Here is a 16,479-nt window from a genome sequence, read left to right on the forward strand (position 1 = left end):
TCCTTCAAAAAACTCGATAGACGCAATAAACTGCGGGTAGTTAAGTTTCTCCGAGAGCTTTCTAACTTAGACAATCCGCGGCAGCGCGGAAAAGCCCTGACCTCGAACAAGACAGGTTTGTGGCGGTGGAGAGTTGGGGCTACCGAGTTGTTGCTGACATCGTAGATGAACACGTCATCGTAATTGTTGTAGATGTGGGACACAGGTCAAAGATTTATTCTGACTAGTTTCCGTTTGCTCACAGTGGGGTTACCCTCTTGTTGTGGACACCTAAACTAGCAAGACCGTGAGGTTTTGAGGAAAAATGTTCAAATGGGATAAAGAAGTCGATTTACCGAGGAATATCGCCCTGATGCGGCCAGCATAGTTATCGATGCCGGCCAGACAATTGAAGCAATGGCTGGTTCCCCCTTGGCCTGCTGCCTAGCACCCAGAATGGATAGCGTTGCCCTTTGTAACCTATATTCGACACCATGTCTGAGAACACCAACGATGCGGAACCGGGCGGCAGAACTGCGCGTCAGTACCTGACCTATCTGGGTCCGGTATTGGCATTTTTGGTCTTACCATTCCCGGTTGCAGCGCTGCTCAGCCCAGATGCCGCGACAATCGTCACGCTGGTTTCCCTGCCGCTCATCGCCCTCGGTCTGGGGCTTGTTGACGGCGCTGTATTCCGCTTCAACCTCTCCTTCCCGTTGATCAGCGCCGCCATCTTTTGGCAGGCCACGCGGATGTTCTACAACTCTGGGACCTGGGTCTACGTCCTCGGCGCCCTGATCCTGCTCGTTGTGGGCCAGTGGCTGGGCGCGAGGATTCGCCCCGAGAAACCCACAACCAAAGACTCCCCTGCCGTGGAGAATTCCGAAGAGGGTGCACGCTGATGGAAACCTGGTCACTCAACCACCCTGAACTCGGACTCATCGAGGTCGAGCGGGGATATGACTCGGAATTCGCCCAGCTCTATCCCGACTGGCCACAGAAGAACAAGACCAAGGCTGAGTCTGGGGCCAAGCAAGAAACAACAGGACCTGACTTCATCGAGGCGGGTCCCGATGCCAAACTGCCCGAGCGCATCAAACGCTTTGCCTCCAACCCCTCGGTGCGGCTGCAGCTCAAGGTCAATGGCGAGGTACGGGCGCGTTATGCCACGGTATCGACGGGCCGGATCGCGCTAGAGAAAGCTGCGGATTTAGGAACATTGGCCTCGACTTATGCCTTGGTCAATCGCAACAAGCCACACGTCTATATTCAGGCCAGCGTTCTCAACGATATCCTCAACGTGGAATACCGCCAAGGCTCTCAGGTGGTCGAGTTCGCGGCCCCGCCGGGAAGCCGCGGTGAGAAACGCCGAAAAGAGATGGAGGACAGCGGCTTCAAGCGGGTGGCCTATCCGCTTTTGGCCGGGCTGGGCAAGGGCGGTTGGGCGCTGGCAGTTGTGATCCTCGGGCCGCTGCTGGGCCGGTTGATTAAATGGATCTTGAGCTTCTTCCCCGACTGGAACTTGCGCCTACCTTCCTTCGATATCAACTTTCCCGCCCTGCCGCAGATTCACCTGCCTGTGCCGGACTGGCCCCCGCTGCCGTCTCTGCCACACTTCGACATCCCGCAACTGCCGGAGTGGGTACTCTTTCTCCTCGACTACTCGAAGATCTGGGTCCCCATCTTCATCGGCTTGGTGATAGGTATCCTGGCTATCCGCAATCACCGGAAGTCGGAGCAGGAGAAGGCTAAATGGCGGGGAGCACCTTCTGCGCCAAAAGCGGCGCCAACGGCCGATCCGGATGCGAAGGATTGACCCAGGCCATCTCTTCGATCTCCGCATCGATATGCGGTTCTACGGAGCCGGAATGGCAAAAGACTGTCGCTGTCACGCTGCACCGTGGCTCGTTGGCAGCAGGTGCGCTGAACTTACCTAAAGGATGCAAGGAGCTGGGCGGAATCGCTACGCCGATTTCTTCGGCAACCTCCCTCATTGCCGTGGTGCGGGGGCTCTCCCCTGCTTCCGGCTTTCCGCCGGGGAGCTGAAAGAGCATGCTTCCCCTCTTTCGCACGGTGAGTACCTTGCCGGCTGAGTCGCGGAAGACGACAGCGCTGACGACAATTTCGGCGGGGTTCTCGGTATTTTCTTGCATGGACCACCACATTATTCCGCAGGTGGGGAAAGCACCACTCCGCTGCGAGGAAGCAGGTCCTCCCGGCGGCGCGCATACCGTGGCTATGAGGGGAGGTCATTGCGAGATGTGAGCATGGCGACTACACAGGGCACACATGAGTACATTTGCTATCGAAAACCCCAGTACCGGAAAGAAAGAACAAGAGTTCAACCGTATCGACGACACCGAGCGCGACGACATCTTGGACCGCTCTACACAGGCCTTTGCGTCGTGGAAGGACACGGATATCAGCGAGCGCGCGGCCATCCTGGCCCGCACCGCGGACCTCTATGAGGAGCGCGCCGATGAGTTGGCTGATCACATCGGCCGCGAGATGGGCAAGCTCACCCGCTGGGCCAAGGCAGAGGTCCAGATCGTGGCGGATATTTATCGCTGGTACGCCGAACACGCCCACGAGCTGCTCGCGGACGAGTACCTCCCGGCGCAAGGCGCCGATAAGACCGTCGTGCGCAAGGAACCTCTAGGCCCGCTGCTCGGCATCATGCCGTGGAACTTCCCCTACTACCAGGTCGCGCGCTTTGCGGCACCGAACCTACTGCTGGGCAATACCATCGTGCTCAAGCACGCCTCGATTTGCCCGCTCTCCTCGCAGGCCTGCCAGGATCTCCTCGAGGAGGCCGGCCTACCCCAGGACGCCTTTATCAATATCTACGCTTCGGGCTCCCAGATGGACGCTTTCGTGGCGGATAAGCGCATTAAGGGCGTCTCCCTCACTGGTTCCGAGGCTGCCGGTGCTGCGGTGGCTAAGACCGCCGGCGAGAATTACAAGAAGAGCGTTCTGGAGCTGGGCGGAAACGATCCTTTCCTCGTCATCGATGATGACAACCTGGAGTGGGTCCTCGACCAGTTCACCCTGATCCGCATGTACAACACCGGCCAGGCCTGCAATGCGCCCAAGCGCCTCATTGTCTTGGAGGACTTCTACGATCGCAGCGTCGATTATCTCGAGAAGAAGATCGGCGCCATGCAGGTCGGCACCTATGAGGACGATAAGGCTGATCTTGGGCCGCTTTCCTCCATCGGGGCGCGCGACGAGATTGTCGAGCGCCTAGACAAGGCGGCACAGGAGGGAACCGCCACCATCCGCGTGGGTGGCAAGAAGCTAGACCGTGACGGTGCCTACATGGAGGCGACGCTGCTTAGCGATGTCGACCCCACAGCCGACGTCGGCTGCAACGAGATCTTCGGTCCCGTGGCCATCATCTACAAGGCGAAGGACGTGGAGGAGGCGATCGAGATAGCCAACAACTCCGATTACGGGCTCTCTAGCTCCGTGTGGGGCACTGATCTGGATGCCGCCTTCGCGGTGGCCCAGCGCTTAAATGACGGCATGACCTTCGTCAACGAGCATTCCGTAACCGGTGCGGGCCTCCCCTTTGGCGGAGTTAACCGCTCCGGCTATGGCCGCGAGCTCGCACGCTGGGGCGTGGGCGAGTTTGTTAACGAGCACCTCTACCGCGTGAGCGGCCAGCAGGATGCCGGCCTCTCCCCCGCGCTTTAAGCACTGACGCTTTAGCCGCTAGCACTTTAAGTGCTAGCGGCTGGCGATCTCGAGCAGCTCTAGGACGTGCTCGTACTCGCGGCCGGTAGCGCGCTCCATGCCCAGCTCACACGTACGGTTCAAGGACGCGTGGTAGAGCGAATCTAGCTCCTTGACCTCCGCCGCCTCTGCCTGAGTTGCCGAGGCGGTAAGCTCTGGGTGCAGCATGCCACGGTCACCCGCGTAACCACAGCAATTCCAATCAACCGGAATATGAACTTCCTTGGCCGCAGCACGCGCGACGGTCTCCAAGTCGTCGATAATGCCCAAGTGCTTCGAGGAACAGGTTGGGTGCACTGTCAGCGATTCGAGCGGATGCTTAACCTCAAGCTGCGGCAAGATGTGATCGACAGTGAAAGCGACTGCATCGATGACGGTGATTCCGACCTTCTCCGCCATGGCTTTGAAGCCCTCGGAACAGCTCGAGGCATCAGAGATAACAGGCAGACGGCCGTGATCGGTGGCGTGGAGCAAGATGTGCTGAACGCGCTGTTCCATGATCTCGTGCCCCTTGGTCATACCCTTCGAGGTCCACGGGGTGCCGCAGCACATCGAGTCAATCTCTTTGGGAACCATGAGGGACTGCCCGGAACGCTCAAGCAAGGCAATGAAGGCGTTGGAGGTGCCAATATTATCCCCGCCCTCGGCCCGGCCAAACATGGTATTGACGCAGGCCGGGACGTAGACGGCGGTAGGAGTGGCAGTCTTGTCTCCCACCAGCGTGCCCATGCGCGAGCGCAGCTTGCCGCCCTTGCCCAGCTCCGGCTGGTACTGCGGCATGACGTCATCGCCGACCAGCGCGCGTCCGACATCCGTAATCTTCTTCACCAGCCCGGTGGGCAGGAAAGAAACTCCGGTCAAGGCCACCGACGCCACTGCCGGCACAGCAGGCCAGGCTTGAGCTGCGGCCGCCCAACCGGTAGAGAGCACCTTATTATTGCGCTTGGCGCGCAGCTCCTTGACGTATTTGCCGGTATCGATGCCGACCGGGCAGGCGGTGACACACATGGAGTCCACCGCGCAGGTATCGATGCCCTGGTACTCGTAATCGTGCGCGAGCTCCTCGGCATCGGCCGTGCGGCCTTCCTCCACAGCCTTGACCCAGGCGCGACGAACGGCGATGCGCTGACGCGGGGTCATGGTCAGGTTGCGGGACGGGCACACCGGCTCACAGTAACCGCACTCGACACAGTTGTCGATGCGCTCTTCCACCTGCGGGTTGAGCTTGATGTTCTTAATGTGCGCTTCTGGGTCCTCATCGATGATGACGCCCGGGTTCATGATGCCGCGGGGATCGCAGGCACGCTTGAGCTCCAGGTGGACCTCATAGAGCTCGTCGCCGTACTGGCGGCGCACATAAGGTGCCATGGCGCGGCCGGTGCCGTGCTCAGCCTTGAGGTTGCCCTCCGCGCTGAGGATGAGGGAAACCAGACCCTCGTTGAAGTCGTTGTAGCGGCCCAGCGCCTCATCGCCCTCGAAGCGGTCGGTCAAGAGGAAGTGGATGTTGCCATCCTTAGCGTGGCCGAAGATGACCGCGTCATCGTAGCCGTGGCGTACGAAAAGCTCTTGGAGGGACTCACAGGTGGGTGCTAGATCGCCCACGGGGACGACGACATCCTCCAGCAGTGCCGTGGTGCCGGACTTGCGGGCACCGGCAACGGAGGCATAGAGACCATTACGGAATGCCCAGGCCACGGCCCTATCGACCGCGTCTTGGGAGAAAGCCGCCGGGGAACGCAAAGGCAGCTCAGACAGGAGCTTCGCACCAGCCTGCTCGCGGGAATGCAGCTCCTCGGCCTCATTGGCGTGGTACTCAATGAGCAGGGCGGCTTGCTTATCCACATCGAAGCCGGTGATAGCCTCCGGCACTCCCTTGAGTGCTTGGCCCACCTTGATGGAAGAGGAATCCATGAGCTCGAGGGTGGCGGCGCCGGTATCGAGCAGATCCGGCAGCGCACGGGTGGCCGAATCAAGATCGTCGAATACCGCGACGGTGGTGGTAGCGAACTTGGAGATCGGCACGGTACGGAATACGGCCTCGGCGACGAAGGCCAAGGTGCCCTCCGAACCGATGATGAGGTGCTCGAGCAACTTGACCGGGCTATCAAAGTCTAGGAAAGAGTTGAGGCCATAACCCATGGTGTTTTTGAGGGCGAAGTGGCGGCGAATAGTGGCCACCGATTCCGCGTTATCGCGCACGCGGCGCTGCAGGCGAATGAGGCTCTCCACCAACTCCGGCTCTTGGCGCGCCAGTTGATCATCGGCATCCGCATCCGCGGTGTTGATCATGGTGCCCGAGGGCAGAATGAAGGTCATCGATTCCAGGGTGCGGTAAGTATTGAACTCAGTACCGCAGGCCATTCCGGAGGAGTTGTTGGCAATGACGCCGCCGATGGTCGCCGCGCTAGACGAAGCCGGGTCTGGGCCCAGCTTGTGCCCATAAAGGTTGAGCCGCGCATTGATCGAGCGAATAGTCGATCCGGGCTGCACGCGCACGCGCTGGCCACGGTCGAGGACCTCGACACTCTTGAAGTGCCGACGAACATCGACCAAGATGCCCTCTCCCGAGGACTGACCAGCCAAGGACGTTCCGCCGGAGCGCAGGGTCACGGGCACTCCTCGTGCGGCGCCCTCGGCGAAAGCCTGCGCCACCTCCCCCGCATTCTTAGCCACGATGACAGCCTGGGGAACATTCAAATAGTGCGATGCATCGGAGGCGTACTTGGTGCGCTCTATCAGCGAGGTCCGCACGTCGACGTCCTCTGGCAACGTCAGTTCAAGCAATGGGGAATTCATGGCCCCAGTCTAAGCTCGCTTGGGAACTACCCCCGAAATGATGGCCAGTCTCCACTCATTAATGGTTAGACCAAAGTATGAATAGGAAAGGCTACGCTCATCGGCCCCTCCTCAGGACATTCCCGCCCTCGAAGTCTCAACAGGGAACGGCTCTAGGAAATTGCGAAGCCCTAAGCCGCGGCACGGGCAACCCCGGCTTTTCTCTCGGGCCCGGTCCGTTTCGGCTCTAGTGAGCCCGTGTACTTGATAGCGCGAAAGAACTAGATGGGCTTTCACTTAATGAGGAAGGAGTATTTTGCGCTTGGTGCTCGTTGGAGTCGGGAAAGAGGGCGGCCGCATAATTCAGCCCAGTATCTGCTTTGGATTTTTCCCGGTCTGTCAGTCCCGTGTTGTTGTGTAGGGTTTCTTCAACCCAAGGAACTCTGCGGACAATATTGGTGTGCCACATAGGGCGGTCTTGCCCGGGGCCGTCCCCTGTTTCAGTTCCAAGAAACTGAGACACCCTTAGTCATGCGGCAATAGCTGACGAAGCGGGCTATGGAGATCTGGACCGACTCATGGGGCCGGAGGTGCAATACCTTTTCCGGAACCTCTGGGATGCGCCACGTGATACGGCAAACTGGTGTTGGCAGGCCCGGTAGGGTGGCGCATGGCAAGTCGGGAATCAAATCCCTCAAGTGATTGATGTGTGACGAAGGAATTTCAAGATGGAATCTACAGGACGACCTCAGGTGACGCCGTTAGAAGAAGGAACACTGTTTGTCACCAAGCGGATGGAAGCGACGGAGGGAGTTTCTTGGCCCAGGCACCGGGCCTCTGTCGAGTCAGTCCTTGTCGTCACCGAGGGGCGATGCATCTTTAAGTTCCCTGACGCAGATCATGGGGTGAGTGCGGGAGACAGTCTCGTTATTCCCGCCGATGTCTGGCACAAGATTGTGGCGGATCCAGCTTTCACGGCTGTCCACATCATGCCGAAGGAGATCCGGTTTACCTTCTCTCAGTGATTGCTCCCTTTGCTGAGGTCGAGTCGTCTATTACGGTTGTCCGCCTATGATCTGTTTGTCCAGGTGGGCAGGTATGGAATTTTAGGTCCGCATCGGGGGTGTCCCCTCCGAGTAGGTTGAGGTTGTTAGAGATTCTGCTTGCTGGCCTCGGCGGTGAGATAGGCATGGGGGAACCGAGGATCCCAGTGGCTATCCGTGACCTCGAAGCCAGCGTGTTCTAGTGCCTGGGTGATGTCGGGCAGTGGCCACCGGTAGGCGGTGACCACTGGATGCTGCACCGGTTCGAGACGGGGTCCGGAAAAGAAGGACATGAGGAGGACACCGTCGTCCTCGGCCACCGCGCGCAGTGAAGCCAGTGTTGCCGGCAACTCGTCAGGTCCCATATGGATGAGCGAGTACCAGGCCAAGATGCCTGCCCAACGCTTCGGTGAGTCCGACAGATCGGCAATGGTGCCGTGGTGAAAGGTCACCGAGGGGTGTGTCTGGCGAGCCAGCTCCACGAGCCGTGTTGCCGGTTCCAGTCCCTCGATCCTGTGTCCGAGGTTGGCGAGGTGACCGGTCCACCGTCCCGTGCCAGAACCGACATCGAGGATCGCCCCGTCGACGTTGGCGGCCCAGGATTCGATGAGCGCTCGGTCAGGGTCATCGGCCGAGATGATCGTTCCGAGCAGGGCTTCCGGGTCGAAGTTCGGTGAGTTGTAGGCCTGGCTGAGGTCATCGGTTGCCATGAGGATAACCCTAACCGTGCCCGGGGCTGGACGTGCTTGTATGCCTTTCAGTAGGCGCGCAGGTGGTCTCCAGGGGCGTAGAGCGGCGTTGATCTGGTCCATGTGGGCGAAGATGCGTCAGTGGGCAGGGGGGAACCTCTCGTTCGTCGGCCCAACAGTCCTGGGACCAGGCAACGCCCCTGCCATTACCCGGCTGGCCGCGCCTACGCGGGTTTCTCCTCCGCGGTCGTTCTGGTTGTCTGGTTAGTCCTGGGAGGTGATGAGCTCGAGGACGATCTTGCCGCGGGCGTGGCCCTGCTCAACGTGGGCTAGGGCCTTACCGGCCTGTTCCAGCGGGTAGGTCGTATCGACCTTCGGGTCGACCAGCCCGTACTGGACCACCCCGGTGATCTGTCCGACCATTTCCGGGGTGCGGCGCAGCACCTGTCCACCGAGTTCTTCCACGGTGGCAGCATCAGCCGCCGAGATCACGTGCGCCGGATTCTTCGCTAAGGGAGCAACCACCCGCAACGCCTCCCCGCCGACTAGGTCGAAGACTAGGTCCACACCGTCGGGGAGCAGCGCACGCACCTGCTCCGCGACGGCGTCGCCGGTGGCGACGAAGATAGCACCGGTGGATTCGATGAGTTCGCGCTTGTCCTCGTGGTCGACGCCGACGACCTGGAACTTGTGGACCCGTCCGATCTGCGCGGCCATCAGCCCGACCCCACCACCGGCCCCATTTATCAGCAACGACTGGCCTGGTTCAAGCTCGACCTGGTGAGTCCCGGCGTAGGCGCTCGCCCCAGCGACCGGGATCGCGGCGGCGTCGGTGAACGAGATCTCCTCCGGCTTGAGCACGGTACTCTCTGCCACCAGCAGGGTGTCCTCGGCATATCCGCCGACGCCGGGGGCCACCAGGCCGAGCACCTGATCGCCGACCGCGAAGCCCTCCACACCGTCTCCAACGGCGGTGACGATCCCGGAGGCCTCCTCGCCCAGGGGTGCCGGAAGCTCTCGCGGGGTTCCGGCAACCCCGGAACGGACCTTCCAATCAAGCGGGTTGACCCCGGCCGCGTGGACCTTGACCCCGAGTTCTCCCGGGCCTGGCTGGGGGGTGTTGCGGGTGATCAGTTCCTGGTTTTCCGGGCCGCCGTACTCGTTGAACACGTATACCTTCGACATCGTGTGCTTCCTCTCCTCGTGAATTTCTTTCCTGTGGTCACGGCCGTTCGCGGCCTTGCCTGTCACGGTAGGAAGATGATCACCGCGAGACCATGACGTGGATCAAAGAGTGAAAGAAGTGATCACGAAGGACCCCACCGACATTGGGGGTCTCATCGCGCAGGCCCCTTCGTGCCGCTAAGGTCGGTGTCGCTTGCCACAGCGTGCCCAGGGCCTCTCGATGCCCTAGGTGAGGCCTGCCCCTGTTCCCAGCAGGAGCAGGCATTTTTCTCCGCCGTCACCCTTCGGGGACGGCAGGCCCCTGACATGCATATCCCACACCGCCTCAACGGTTGCGCACCATGAATCCCGAAAAACCGGCTAGGGCGTGTCTCCCATAGTTGAGTGTTGACTCGCGAGACCGTGGCCGGATGGGACAGACGAAGTCACGTTTTCGCCAGTTCACCGATGAGCAGTGGGCACGGATCGAGCCCCTGCTGCCCTCGAACGAAGGACGGCAGGGGCATCCGTTCCGCGACAATCGCAAGGTCGTCGAGGGCATCATCTACCGCTACCGAGCAGGAATTCCCTGGCGGGACCTGCCGCGGGAGGAGTTCGGGGCCTGGCAGACGGTCTGGAAGCGTCACGCCCGCTACGCCCGAGACGGCACGTGGGACCGAGTCTTGCAGGCCATCCTTGCCGAGGCCGATGCGGCCGGAAAGATCGACTGGAACGTCTCGGTAGATGCCACCATCTGCCGAGCCCACCAGCACGGCACAAACACAGCGCGCCCTGATCAGGACACAGGGGGCACGATCGAATCACAAGAACCGCCCCTTCCTGGACTGTGAACCTGCAGGTCACGGCATTGGCCGCTCCCGCGGCGGGCTGACCACCAAGATTCACAGCGCCGTCGACGGTCGCGGCCGGCCGCTGGCGAGTGTGGTCACCGGCGGCCAACGACACGACGGCGCGATGCTCGAACAGGTCTTGGCCGACATCCACGTCCCGCGCCCTGGCCGGGGCAGGCCTCGCACCCGTCCCGACGCGGTGATCGCCGACAAGGCGTACTCGTCCGGCACGATCCGCCGCCAGCTCCGCGCCCGTGGAATCACCGCGGCCATCCCCGAGAAGAGCGACACCATCGCCTCCCGCAAACGCCGAGGCTCCCGCGGTGGCCGGCCTCCGAAACTCAACGCCGACCTCTACAAAGACCGCAACGTCGTCGAGCGATTCTTCGCGCTGGCCAAGCAGTGGCGAGCTCTGGCCACCCGATACGACAAACTCGCGATCACCTACCGCGCCGCCGTCACGCTCTGCGCAATCCTGACCTGGCTACGCCAATTAGGAGACACGCCCTAGTGGCTGGCGCCGTCGCTCCTGGGGTGATTGCTCGCTCATGAGGGGTGTCCTTTCCGAAGCGGGAGGGGGCCCAATTTTTTGTACAGTGGACAGTGCCCGGTCCCACCAGTGACGATCAGGTCCAGACCAGCCACGATCAACAACAGCTCCACGATCACCGCGCCCGTGGAGTCCGCCTGGCTGAGCAGAATTCCTCCGCCAACGACACCGAGAAGACCCAACACGATGCGAGCGCCCCTTTCGATAGGGGTGATGTTGATACTCCATCTCGCCTGCATCGTTTCCTCCTGGGTGCTCGATCCAGCCCCGAGTGCACGGGACCATTGATCGGTACACCCCCAATCTGCCAAGTGTTTGTGAAGGACGAACTGTCCTTCACGTGAAGGTTCGGTGAAGCCGGTACGGCGTGTGCCACAAGTGTGGGGAGATGCGCGCCTCAACGCGCTCAGCGGACGCGCGTCGTGCGGCCTGAATCGCGCTGGGTTGGTTGGAGTCTCTGGTGTGCTCTGTGTTCTCACTGGTGTTGGTGGTGTCGCACGGCGAGCCACTGGGCGAGGACGATGGCTAGGGCCACTAGCGCGGTGATGACGAGGGTGAACGGGTCCGATTGGCTCTTGGTGAGCAGGAAGGGCACCAGTACCGCGAGGTCAAGGATGATCGCGAGCAACGGGATCCAGGAGTTGGCGGCGACGTCGTTTTTGAGACGGCGGATGATCCCGAAGTGGATGGCAATGTCCATGGCCAAATACAAGATAGCGCCGAGGGAGGCGATCTGGGAGAGGTCGAAGAAGGCGGCCATCACGATCGCCAGCCCGGCGGTGATGTAGAGCGACTGATGTCCTGGCCGGCCGGGCAGGCCCGGGGCTTGGCCCATTTCTCGGAGCATGTCGTAGAGCTTCGAGACTGAGAATAGGCTCGCGATCAGTCCAGACAGTGTGGCGACCACCGCGATAAGCACGGTTATTCTCATGCCCCAGTCGCCGAACATCGGCTGGGCTGCTTCGGCCAGTGCGTAGTCGCGGGCCTCGATGATCTCTGGCACGGTCAGGCTCGCAGTGACTGCGACGGTGATCAATAGATAGAGCGCCGTGCACAGGGCGATGGAAATAATGATTGAGCGGCCGATATTGCGCTTGGGGTTCTTCAGATCCCCGCCGTGGTTGGTGATCGTGGTGAACCCCTTGTACGCCAGGATGCATAGGGTGACACCGGCGAGAAAGCCCACCCATCCCTGGTCTGGTGGCGTGCGTCCAGCGGCGGTAATGAGCCGGGGCAGGGAGGAGAGTCCCGCGGCGAGGATTCCCGCGATCGCCAGCACCGCGATGCCGACGATCTTGAGCGCTGCGGTGACCGTGGCAGAGCGCTCCACTAGTTGGTTGCCCACCAGGTTCACCAGTGCGGCGCCGGCGATGGCGAGGACGGCCAGCACCGGGACCCACACGTCGGAGTCCTGCATCCCGAACGGTCGCAGCATGTAGGTACCGAAGGTTCGGCCGAGAAGGGACTCGGCGAGGATCATCGACACGTACATGAACAGCGAAACCGAGCCAGCCACGACCCCGGGTCCATACGCGGCTTTGAGTTGCATCGCGATTCCGCCCGAGGAAGGGTTGGTGGCTGAGTAGCGGATGTAGGAGTAGGAGCTGAAGGCCACCACCACTGCCCCGGAAAGGAAGGCCCACGGCATCCACCCCCCGGCCAGCTCGGCGACCTGCCCTACCAGGGCGAAAATGCCCGCCCCGATCATCACCCCCGTCCCGAGCGCAACGGATCCAGTGAGGGTCAGTGAGTTCGAGGACTGGGCGCTGCGATCCATGCGGTACCGTACTTTCTTCTCGTCGGGCGGGGTTGGCGGTGTGCTTGCGGTCGGGTGCGCCGAGTTCAGCGGGCCAGGATCGTGCCCATCATGCCGAGGTCCTCGTGGTCGAGGATGTGACAGTGGTAGACGGTGCGGCCGACGATGTCGTCGAAGGCCACGCGGATGGTGACGCGGCCGAAGGCCGGAATGTTGACCACGTCCTGCCAGGTGGGTGACTCGCCGTCGTCGAGGACTTGCATGGGCCACACGTGCAGGTGCATTGGGTGGTCCATGGGGCTGGTGTTGGTCAGGGTCCATTCCTCCACAGTTCTGGCGCGGACCGTGATGTCGTTTCGGTCGGCGTCGAACTGTCGGCCGTTGATGGTGAACGACATCATCGATTCGGCTCCGCGCATCCCACGGCCCAGGCCCATGCCCATGGCGAATTCCAGGGTTCGACGGGCAGTTACCGGTGCGGTGCGCAGGTCCCGCAGGGCCGGTCCTGCGGGCACGGGATCGGGTTCGTCCGCCGGGGGCCCAGTCACGTCCAGCGTGAGCAGACCGATCGGCTCGTCGTCCGCCGGGAACGCACCGGCCATGGGTCCGCCCATCATGCCAGGCATGGCGCCGCGGTCCACCGGGATGCTGAGCAGAGTGGAGGTGCCCTGGCGAGCGTCCACCAGGAGTTCGACTCTGTTTCCGGGAGCCAGCGTCACCTCGGTGAGGTCGACAGGTTCGGGTAGGCGGCCGGTGTCACGGCCGAGCAGGCGCAGAGACTGACCATCCAGGGTCAGGCGCAGGTAGCGGGACGGGCAGGCGTTGACGATCCGCCACTGCTCTCGCTCTCCCGGCGAAGCGGTGGCCCGGGGCCGAACCTGGCCGTTGACCATCACTATCTCGCCTTGACGGCCCATCATCTTCTCGGGCGGGGACGCGGCAGCCGGGTTGCCAGTGCCGTCGAGGGTGATGTCGGAGACGACCAAGGTGCGCTCACGGGACACCGGGACCGGCTCGGGGTCCTCAACAACGATCGCTCCGTAGAGTCCGGCCGCCAGTTGGTCAGCGACATGGCCGTGGTGGTGGGGGTGGTACCAGAAAGTCCCGGGCGGGTGGTCGTTTGGCAGGACGATTTCGTAGTCGAAGGACTCGCCGGGGAAGATGCTGACGAAGGGGTTGTCGCCATTGCCCTCGGGGGAGACGTGCAACCCGTGTACGTGCAGGTTGGTCGGGGTGTCGAGTTCGTTGGCAATCGCCACTCGGATCGTGTCTCCGCCCCGAACGCGCAGGGTGGGGCCTGGGAGCGTGCCGTTGAACGCCTGCACGTTTGCGTTTCGCCCGCCGATCTTGACCCGGGCGGGGGCGGCGACCAACTCCAGATCGAGCACACCGTCCCGACTGGCCACCACGTCCGGCTCGAGAAGGTCGTCACCACCGTCGGAGAAGCCACCACTGTTCGTGGTGTTGCCCTCACTGACGGTCCACCACAGGCCGGCCCCGCCCACGGCGGCGGTGCCGGCCCCTGCCAAACCCAGTGCGAGGAGCTGCCGTCGGGTCAGCTCGCTCACTGCCGTCCCTCGCCCAGAGTGTGTAGTCGCTCCCGGTACTCCTCGGTGGTTAGCTCTCCACGGGCGTAGCGTTCGTCCAGGATCTCTCGCGGCTGGCGCGGGCGTTCCCCGGTTTTGACATGCTCCTGCCCTCCGGTCTGGCCCCGGCCGCCGGTGAACGCTTTCGCCAGGACGACGGTGACCACCACCGTGCCCAGAATGACCAAGAGCCAGAAGATCCACATCCAGCCCATTCCCGAACCCATCCCGTTGTTCCACATCATCGCGATCGTCCTTCGCTACTTCTCAGTCCCGAGCGTGTGGCCCGCCGGTGTCTGGGGGGTGGTGGCGCCGGGTGCGGGGCGTGGCGGTCGGTCTGGAGACCGTGGATCGGCATCGGCACCGAGGGTCTGGGTGTGGAGCAGCACGTGCAGGATTCAGCGATCGCTTCCAACGGAAGGTTACTGCGAGGCTGGATAGACATCTTCTCCTCTTCATATTCGTTGCTGGTGCTCACTGGAACACCTCCAATTATACCCCTATGGGGTATGTGGGGTAGGTGGTTGAACCCGGCTCACCCATCGATTGGTCCCTGGGTGTCTCACACCTGGGGAGCGGTCCCTGTCAGGGCGACAATGAGGCAGAGCACGCTGGCCCAGAACACGCCCAGGCCAATGGCCACTACGGTTACACTCGCCCACACCATACCGCGCCCCTGTCTTCCGGTCGAGTTCCACATTGGCCGGTACGCCCGCGTATTTGTGTGGAGATCAGGTGGAGGTCTGATCAAGAATTTCCGCTGGCGAGCTGACACTCAGGACAGGCTGGAACGATCGAGACCATGGTGGAGAACCCTCGTGCCCTCGAAGATGGGGGAAATTTGGGGAAGGGTGAGTTCGCAGAAACTACAGCTCGGCATCGTTTAGTGGCCCTTCATAGTGAAGGGCCCGTTTATGCGGTGTCGCCTAATCGGTTATGGGTCGCGGACATCACCTATGTCGCAACCTGGGCAGGGTTCGCGTACGTCGCGTTCGTCATCGACGTATTCTCCCGCACGATTGTCGGGTGGAATGTCGCGGCGACATTGAAAGCGGACGTGTTGCCGCTGCAAGCGCTGAACATGGCGGCGTTCAACACTCGCGGGTCGCTCGACGATCTCGTCCATCATGCCGACCATGGCTCGAACTACTTGTCCGTCGTCTATACCGACCGGATTGCCGAGCTCGGCGCGAGGCCATCGACAGGGACAGTCGGCGACTCATATGACAACGCTCTCGCTGAGGCGGTCAACGGGCTCTACAAGACGGAGTTGATCCGTCGCCGGGGGCCGTGGCGAACGGTCGAGCAAGTCGAGCTCGCAACGCTCGAATACGTGTGGTGGTGGAACAACGCCCGCCTACACGGCGAGATAGGTTATCGATCTCCGGCTGAGGTCGAAGCGACGCACTACGCTGAGGTTGAATCAGCCCGACCAGCACTCGCTGGACAGGAAACCAAGTAGGAACGAAACCCAGGGCGATTCACAAGCACACCACCGTGTCCACGTCGGGGTTTTTCTGCCCGAGTTGCCTGGCCACCGCCCAGACCACACTCAGTGACCTGGAGGGGGTGGCCTCCGTCGAAGTGGTAGTACCGCCCGGCCATCTCGTGGTGTCCCATGACCTACAACAAGTATCTGTGGACGAGCTCATCAGGACCGTCACCGACATCACCTCCACTGCCCACTCCTCAGGCAGCGAGTGGTGAGGGGGCGCGGCTGTCGGTTGTGTCGGAGGCTTTTGTTCCTCCGCTTCCGCGGTCATTGCTCTCCGGGCCTGATAGCATGGGGCTTATGGCCCGCAATCCCGTCCGTCACAACTGCGCCCAACCCCACCAGTGCTCCCTGGACGTGCGCATGCAGGTCCTGGCCCGTTCCCCGCTGACCAAGAAGCTGAACCCACAACAGCACAGGGAACTCGACCAGCATCTGACCTCCTGGGCCTGGGCCGCGGGTGATCCCATCCTCCTAGCCGGCGAGCAGGCTCAGGGCAGCTATATGGTCGCCGCCGGTCGGGCCCGGATCACCCGGGACACCATCGATGGCCGCGAAATCACCGTCGACATCGCCGCCCCCGGGGATGTCATCGGCCCACTGCACACCCATAGCTCCCCAGCCACCGACTCGGCCTGGGCGATCGAGACCACCTGCGCGCTTTACCTGCCCGCCGAGGCCCTGGCCGAGGTCGTGGACGCCTACCCGCAACTGGCGTTGGCGATCATGCGGATGCAGCAGGACCAATTGGTCCGGTCCCGGGAGCGTGAAACCGCACAGGCCACCTCGACTGTCGAGCAGCGCGTGGCCGCCGCTCTCCAACATCTGGACGCCAAGCTCGGGCAAATCCGACAAGACG

General features: G+C 62.1%; 16 protein-coding genes and 1 pseudogene. 9 read left to right on the forward strand and 8 right to left on the reverse strand.

Features of this window, described 5'->3' with window-relative positions; genetic code table 11:
• The first annotated feature begins 125 nt into the window (after positions 1–125).
• From B2696_RS11550 to B2696_RS05580, 3 genes are all read left to right on the forward strand, one after another.
• Complete coding sequence (locus B2696_RS11550) at positions 126–227, forward strand: type II toxin-antitoxin system RelE family toxin (RefSeq protein ID WP_414646590.1); 102 nt, start codon at positions 126–128, stop codon at positions 225–227.
• A gap of 246 nt (positions 228–473) precedes the next feature.
• Complete coding sequence (locus B2696_RS05575) at positions 474–881, forward strand: hypothetical protein (protein WP_286954345.1); 408 nt, start codon at positions 474–476, stop codon at positions 879–881.
• The gene (locus B2696_RS05580) at positions 881–1,795 is read left to right on the forward strand and encodes a hypothetical protein (RefSeq protein ID WP_286954346.1); all 915 of its coding nucleotides are present in this window, start codon (positions 881–883) and stop codon (positions 1,793–1,795) included. Before B2696_RS05575 ends, B2696_RS05580 begins: the two co-directional genes overlap by 1 nt.
• On the opposite strand, the gene B2696_RS05585 is transcribed toward B2696_RS05580, so the two are convergent.
• The gene (locus B2696_RS05585; RefSeq protein WP_075728858.1) at positions 1,728–2,132 is read right to left on the reverse strand and encodes an NUDIX hydrolase; all 405 of its coding nucleotides are present in this window, start codon (positions 2,130–2,132) and stop codon (positions 1,728–1,730) included. The two genes, B2696_RS05580 and B2696_RS05585, sit on opposite strands and share 68 nt — an antisense overlap.
• A 136-nt stretch (positions 2,133–2,268) precedes the next feature.
• Between B2696_RS05585 and B2696_RS05590 the strand changes: the two genes are divergently transcribed.
• The gene (locus tag B2696_RS05590; protein WP_286954347.1) at positions 2,269–3,675 is read left to right on the forward strand and encodes an NAD-dependent succinate-semialdehyde dehydrogenase; all 1,407 of its coding nucleotides are present in this window, start codon (positions 2,269–2,271) and stop codon (positions 3,673–3,675) included.
• Positions 3,676–3,708: 33 nt separating this feature from the next.
• Here B2696_RS05590 and B2696_RS05595 read toward each other — a convergent pair whose 3' ends face one another.
• Positions 3,709–6,510, reverse strand: a complete 2,802-nt coding sequence (locus B2696_RS05595; RefSeq protein WP_286954348.1) for an FAD-binding and (Fe-S)-binding domain-containing protein — start codon at positions 6,508–6,510, stop codon at positions 3,709–3,711.
• A gap of 707 nt (positions 6,511–7,217) precedes the next feature.
• On the opposite strand from B2696_RS05595, the gene B2696_RS05600 reads away from it, so the two are divergent.
• Positions 7,218–7,514: a cupin domain-containing protein gene (locus B2696_RS05600; protein ID WP_075728853.1), complete on the forward strand. Its 297-nt coding sequence runs from the start codon at positions 7,218–7,220 to the stop codon at positions 7,512–7,514.
• Between the two features lie 125 nt (positions 7,515–7,639).
• Here the strand turns inward: B2696_RS05600 and B2696_RS05605 are convergent, their stop codons facing one another.
• Both B2696_RS05605 and B2696_RS05610 read right to left on the reverse strand, forming a co-directional pair.
• Complete coding sequence (locus B2696_RS05605; RefSeq protein ID WP_232315947.1) at positions 7,640–8,242, reverse strand: class I SAM-dependent DNA methyltransferase; 603 nt, start codon at positions 8,240–8,242, stop codon at positions 7,640–7,642.
• Between the two features lie 243 nt (positions 8,243–8,485).
• Positions 8,486–9,406 carry an NADP-dependent oxidoreductase gene (locus B2696_RS05610; protein WP_286954349.1) on the reverse strand — a complete coding sequence of 307 codons (921 nt, stop codon included), beginning with the start codon at positions 9,404–9,406 and terminating at the stop codon, positions 8,486–8,488.
• A gap of 410 nt (positions 9,407–9,816) precedes the next feature.
• Between B2696_RS05610 and B2696_RS05615 the strand changes: the two genes are divergently transcribed.
• Positions 9,817–10,747, forward strand: a protein-coding gene (locus B2696_RS05615; RefSeq protein WP_376778864.1) for an IS5 family transposase whose coding sequence is annotated in 2 segments (ribosomal slippage) — positions 9,817–10,200 and positions 10,202–10,747 — 930 coding nt in all. Because the reading frame shifts where the segments join, the coding sequence is not laid out codon by codon here.
• Positions 10,748–10,782: 35 nt separating this feature from the next.
• Here the strand turns inward: B2696_RS05615 and B2696_RS05620 are convergent.
• From B2696_RS05620 to B2696_RS05635, 4 genes are all read right to left on the reverse strand, one after another.
• The gene (locus tag B2696_RS05620) at positions 10,783–11,025 is read right to left on the reverse strand and encodes a YgaP family membrane protein (protein WP_286954350.1); all 243 of its coding nucleotides are present in this window, start codon (positions 11,023–11,025) and stop codon (positions 10,783–10,785) included.
• A 236-nt stretch (positions 11,026–11,261) separates the two neighbouring features.
• Positions 11,262–12,563 (reverse strand): APC family permease, encoded by a 1,302-nt coding sequence (locus B2696_RS05625; protein ID WP_003862071.1) that lies wholly within the window; start codon positions 12,561–12,563, stop codon positions 11,262–11,264.
• A 65-nt stretch (positions 12,564–12,628) separates the two neighbouring features.
• Positions 12,629–14,110, reverse strand: coding sequence for a multicopper oxidase family protein (locus B2696_RS05630; protein WP_286954351.1), 1,482 nt, complete (start codon positions 14,108–14,110; stop codon positions 12,629–12,631).
• Complete coding sequence (locus B2696_RS05635) at positions 14,107–14,373, reverse strand: SHOCT domain-containing protein (protein WP_286954352.1); 267 nt, start codon at positions 14,371–14,373, stop codon at positions 14,107–14,109. The genes B2696_RS05630 and B2696_RS05635 overlap by 4 nt, the downstream gene beginning before the upstream one ends.
• A gap of 671 nt (positions 14,374–15,044) precedes the next feature.
• Between B2696_RS05635 and B2696_RS05640 the strand changes: the two are divergent.
• The 3 genes and pseudogenes from B2696_RS05640 to B2696_RS05645 all read left to right on the forward strand — a co-directional run.
• Positions 15,045–15,590 (forward strand): annotated as a pseudogene (locus B2696_RS05640) (IS3 family transposase); the annotation flags it as partial.
• A gap of 35 nt (positions 15,591–15,625) precedes the next feature.
• A complete protein-coding gene (locus B2696_RS11555) occupies positions 15,626–15,835 on the forward strand; it encodes a heavy-metal-associated domain-containing protein (protein WP_376778863.1) in 210 nt (69 codons plus the stop codon).
• Positions 15,836–15,854: 19 nt separating this feature from the next.
• Positions 15,855–16,479 (forward strand): Crp/Fnr family transcriptional regulator (locus B2696_RS05645; RefSeq protein ID WP_414646589.1); only part of this gene is annotated, 625 nt, incomplete at its 3' end.

The organism is Corynebacterium sp. UBA4397 (assembly GCF_002390965.1).
GTDB lineage: Bacteria > Actinomycetota > Actinomycetes > Mycobacteriales > Mycobacteriaceae > Corynebacterium > Corynebacterium flavescens.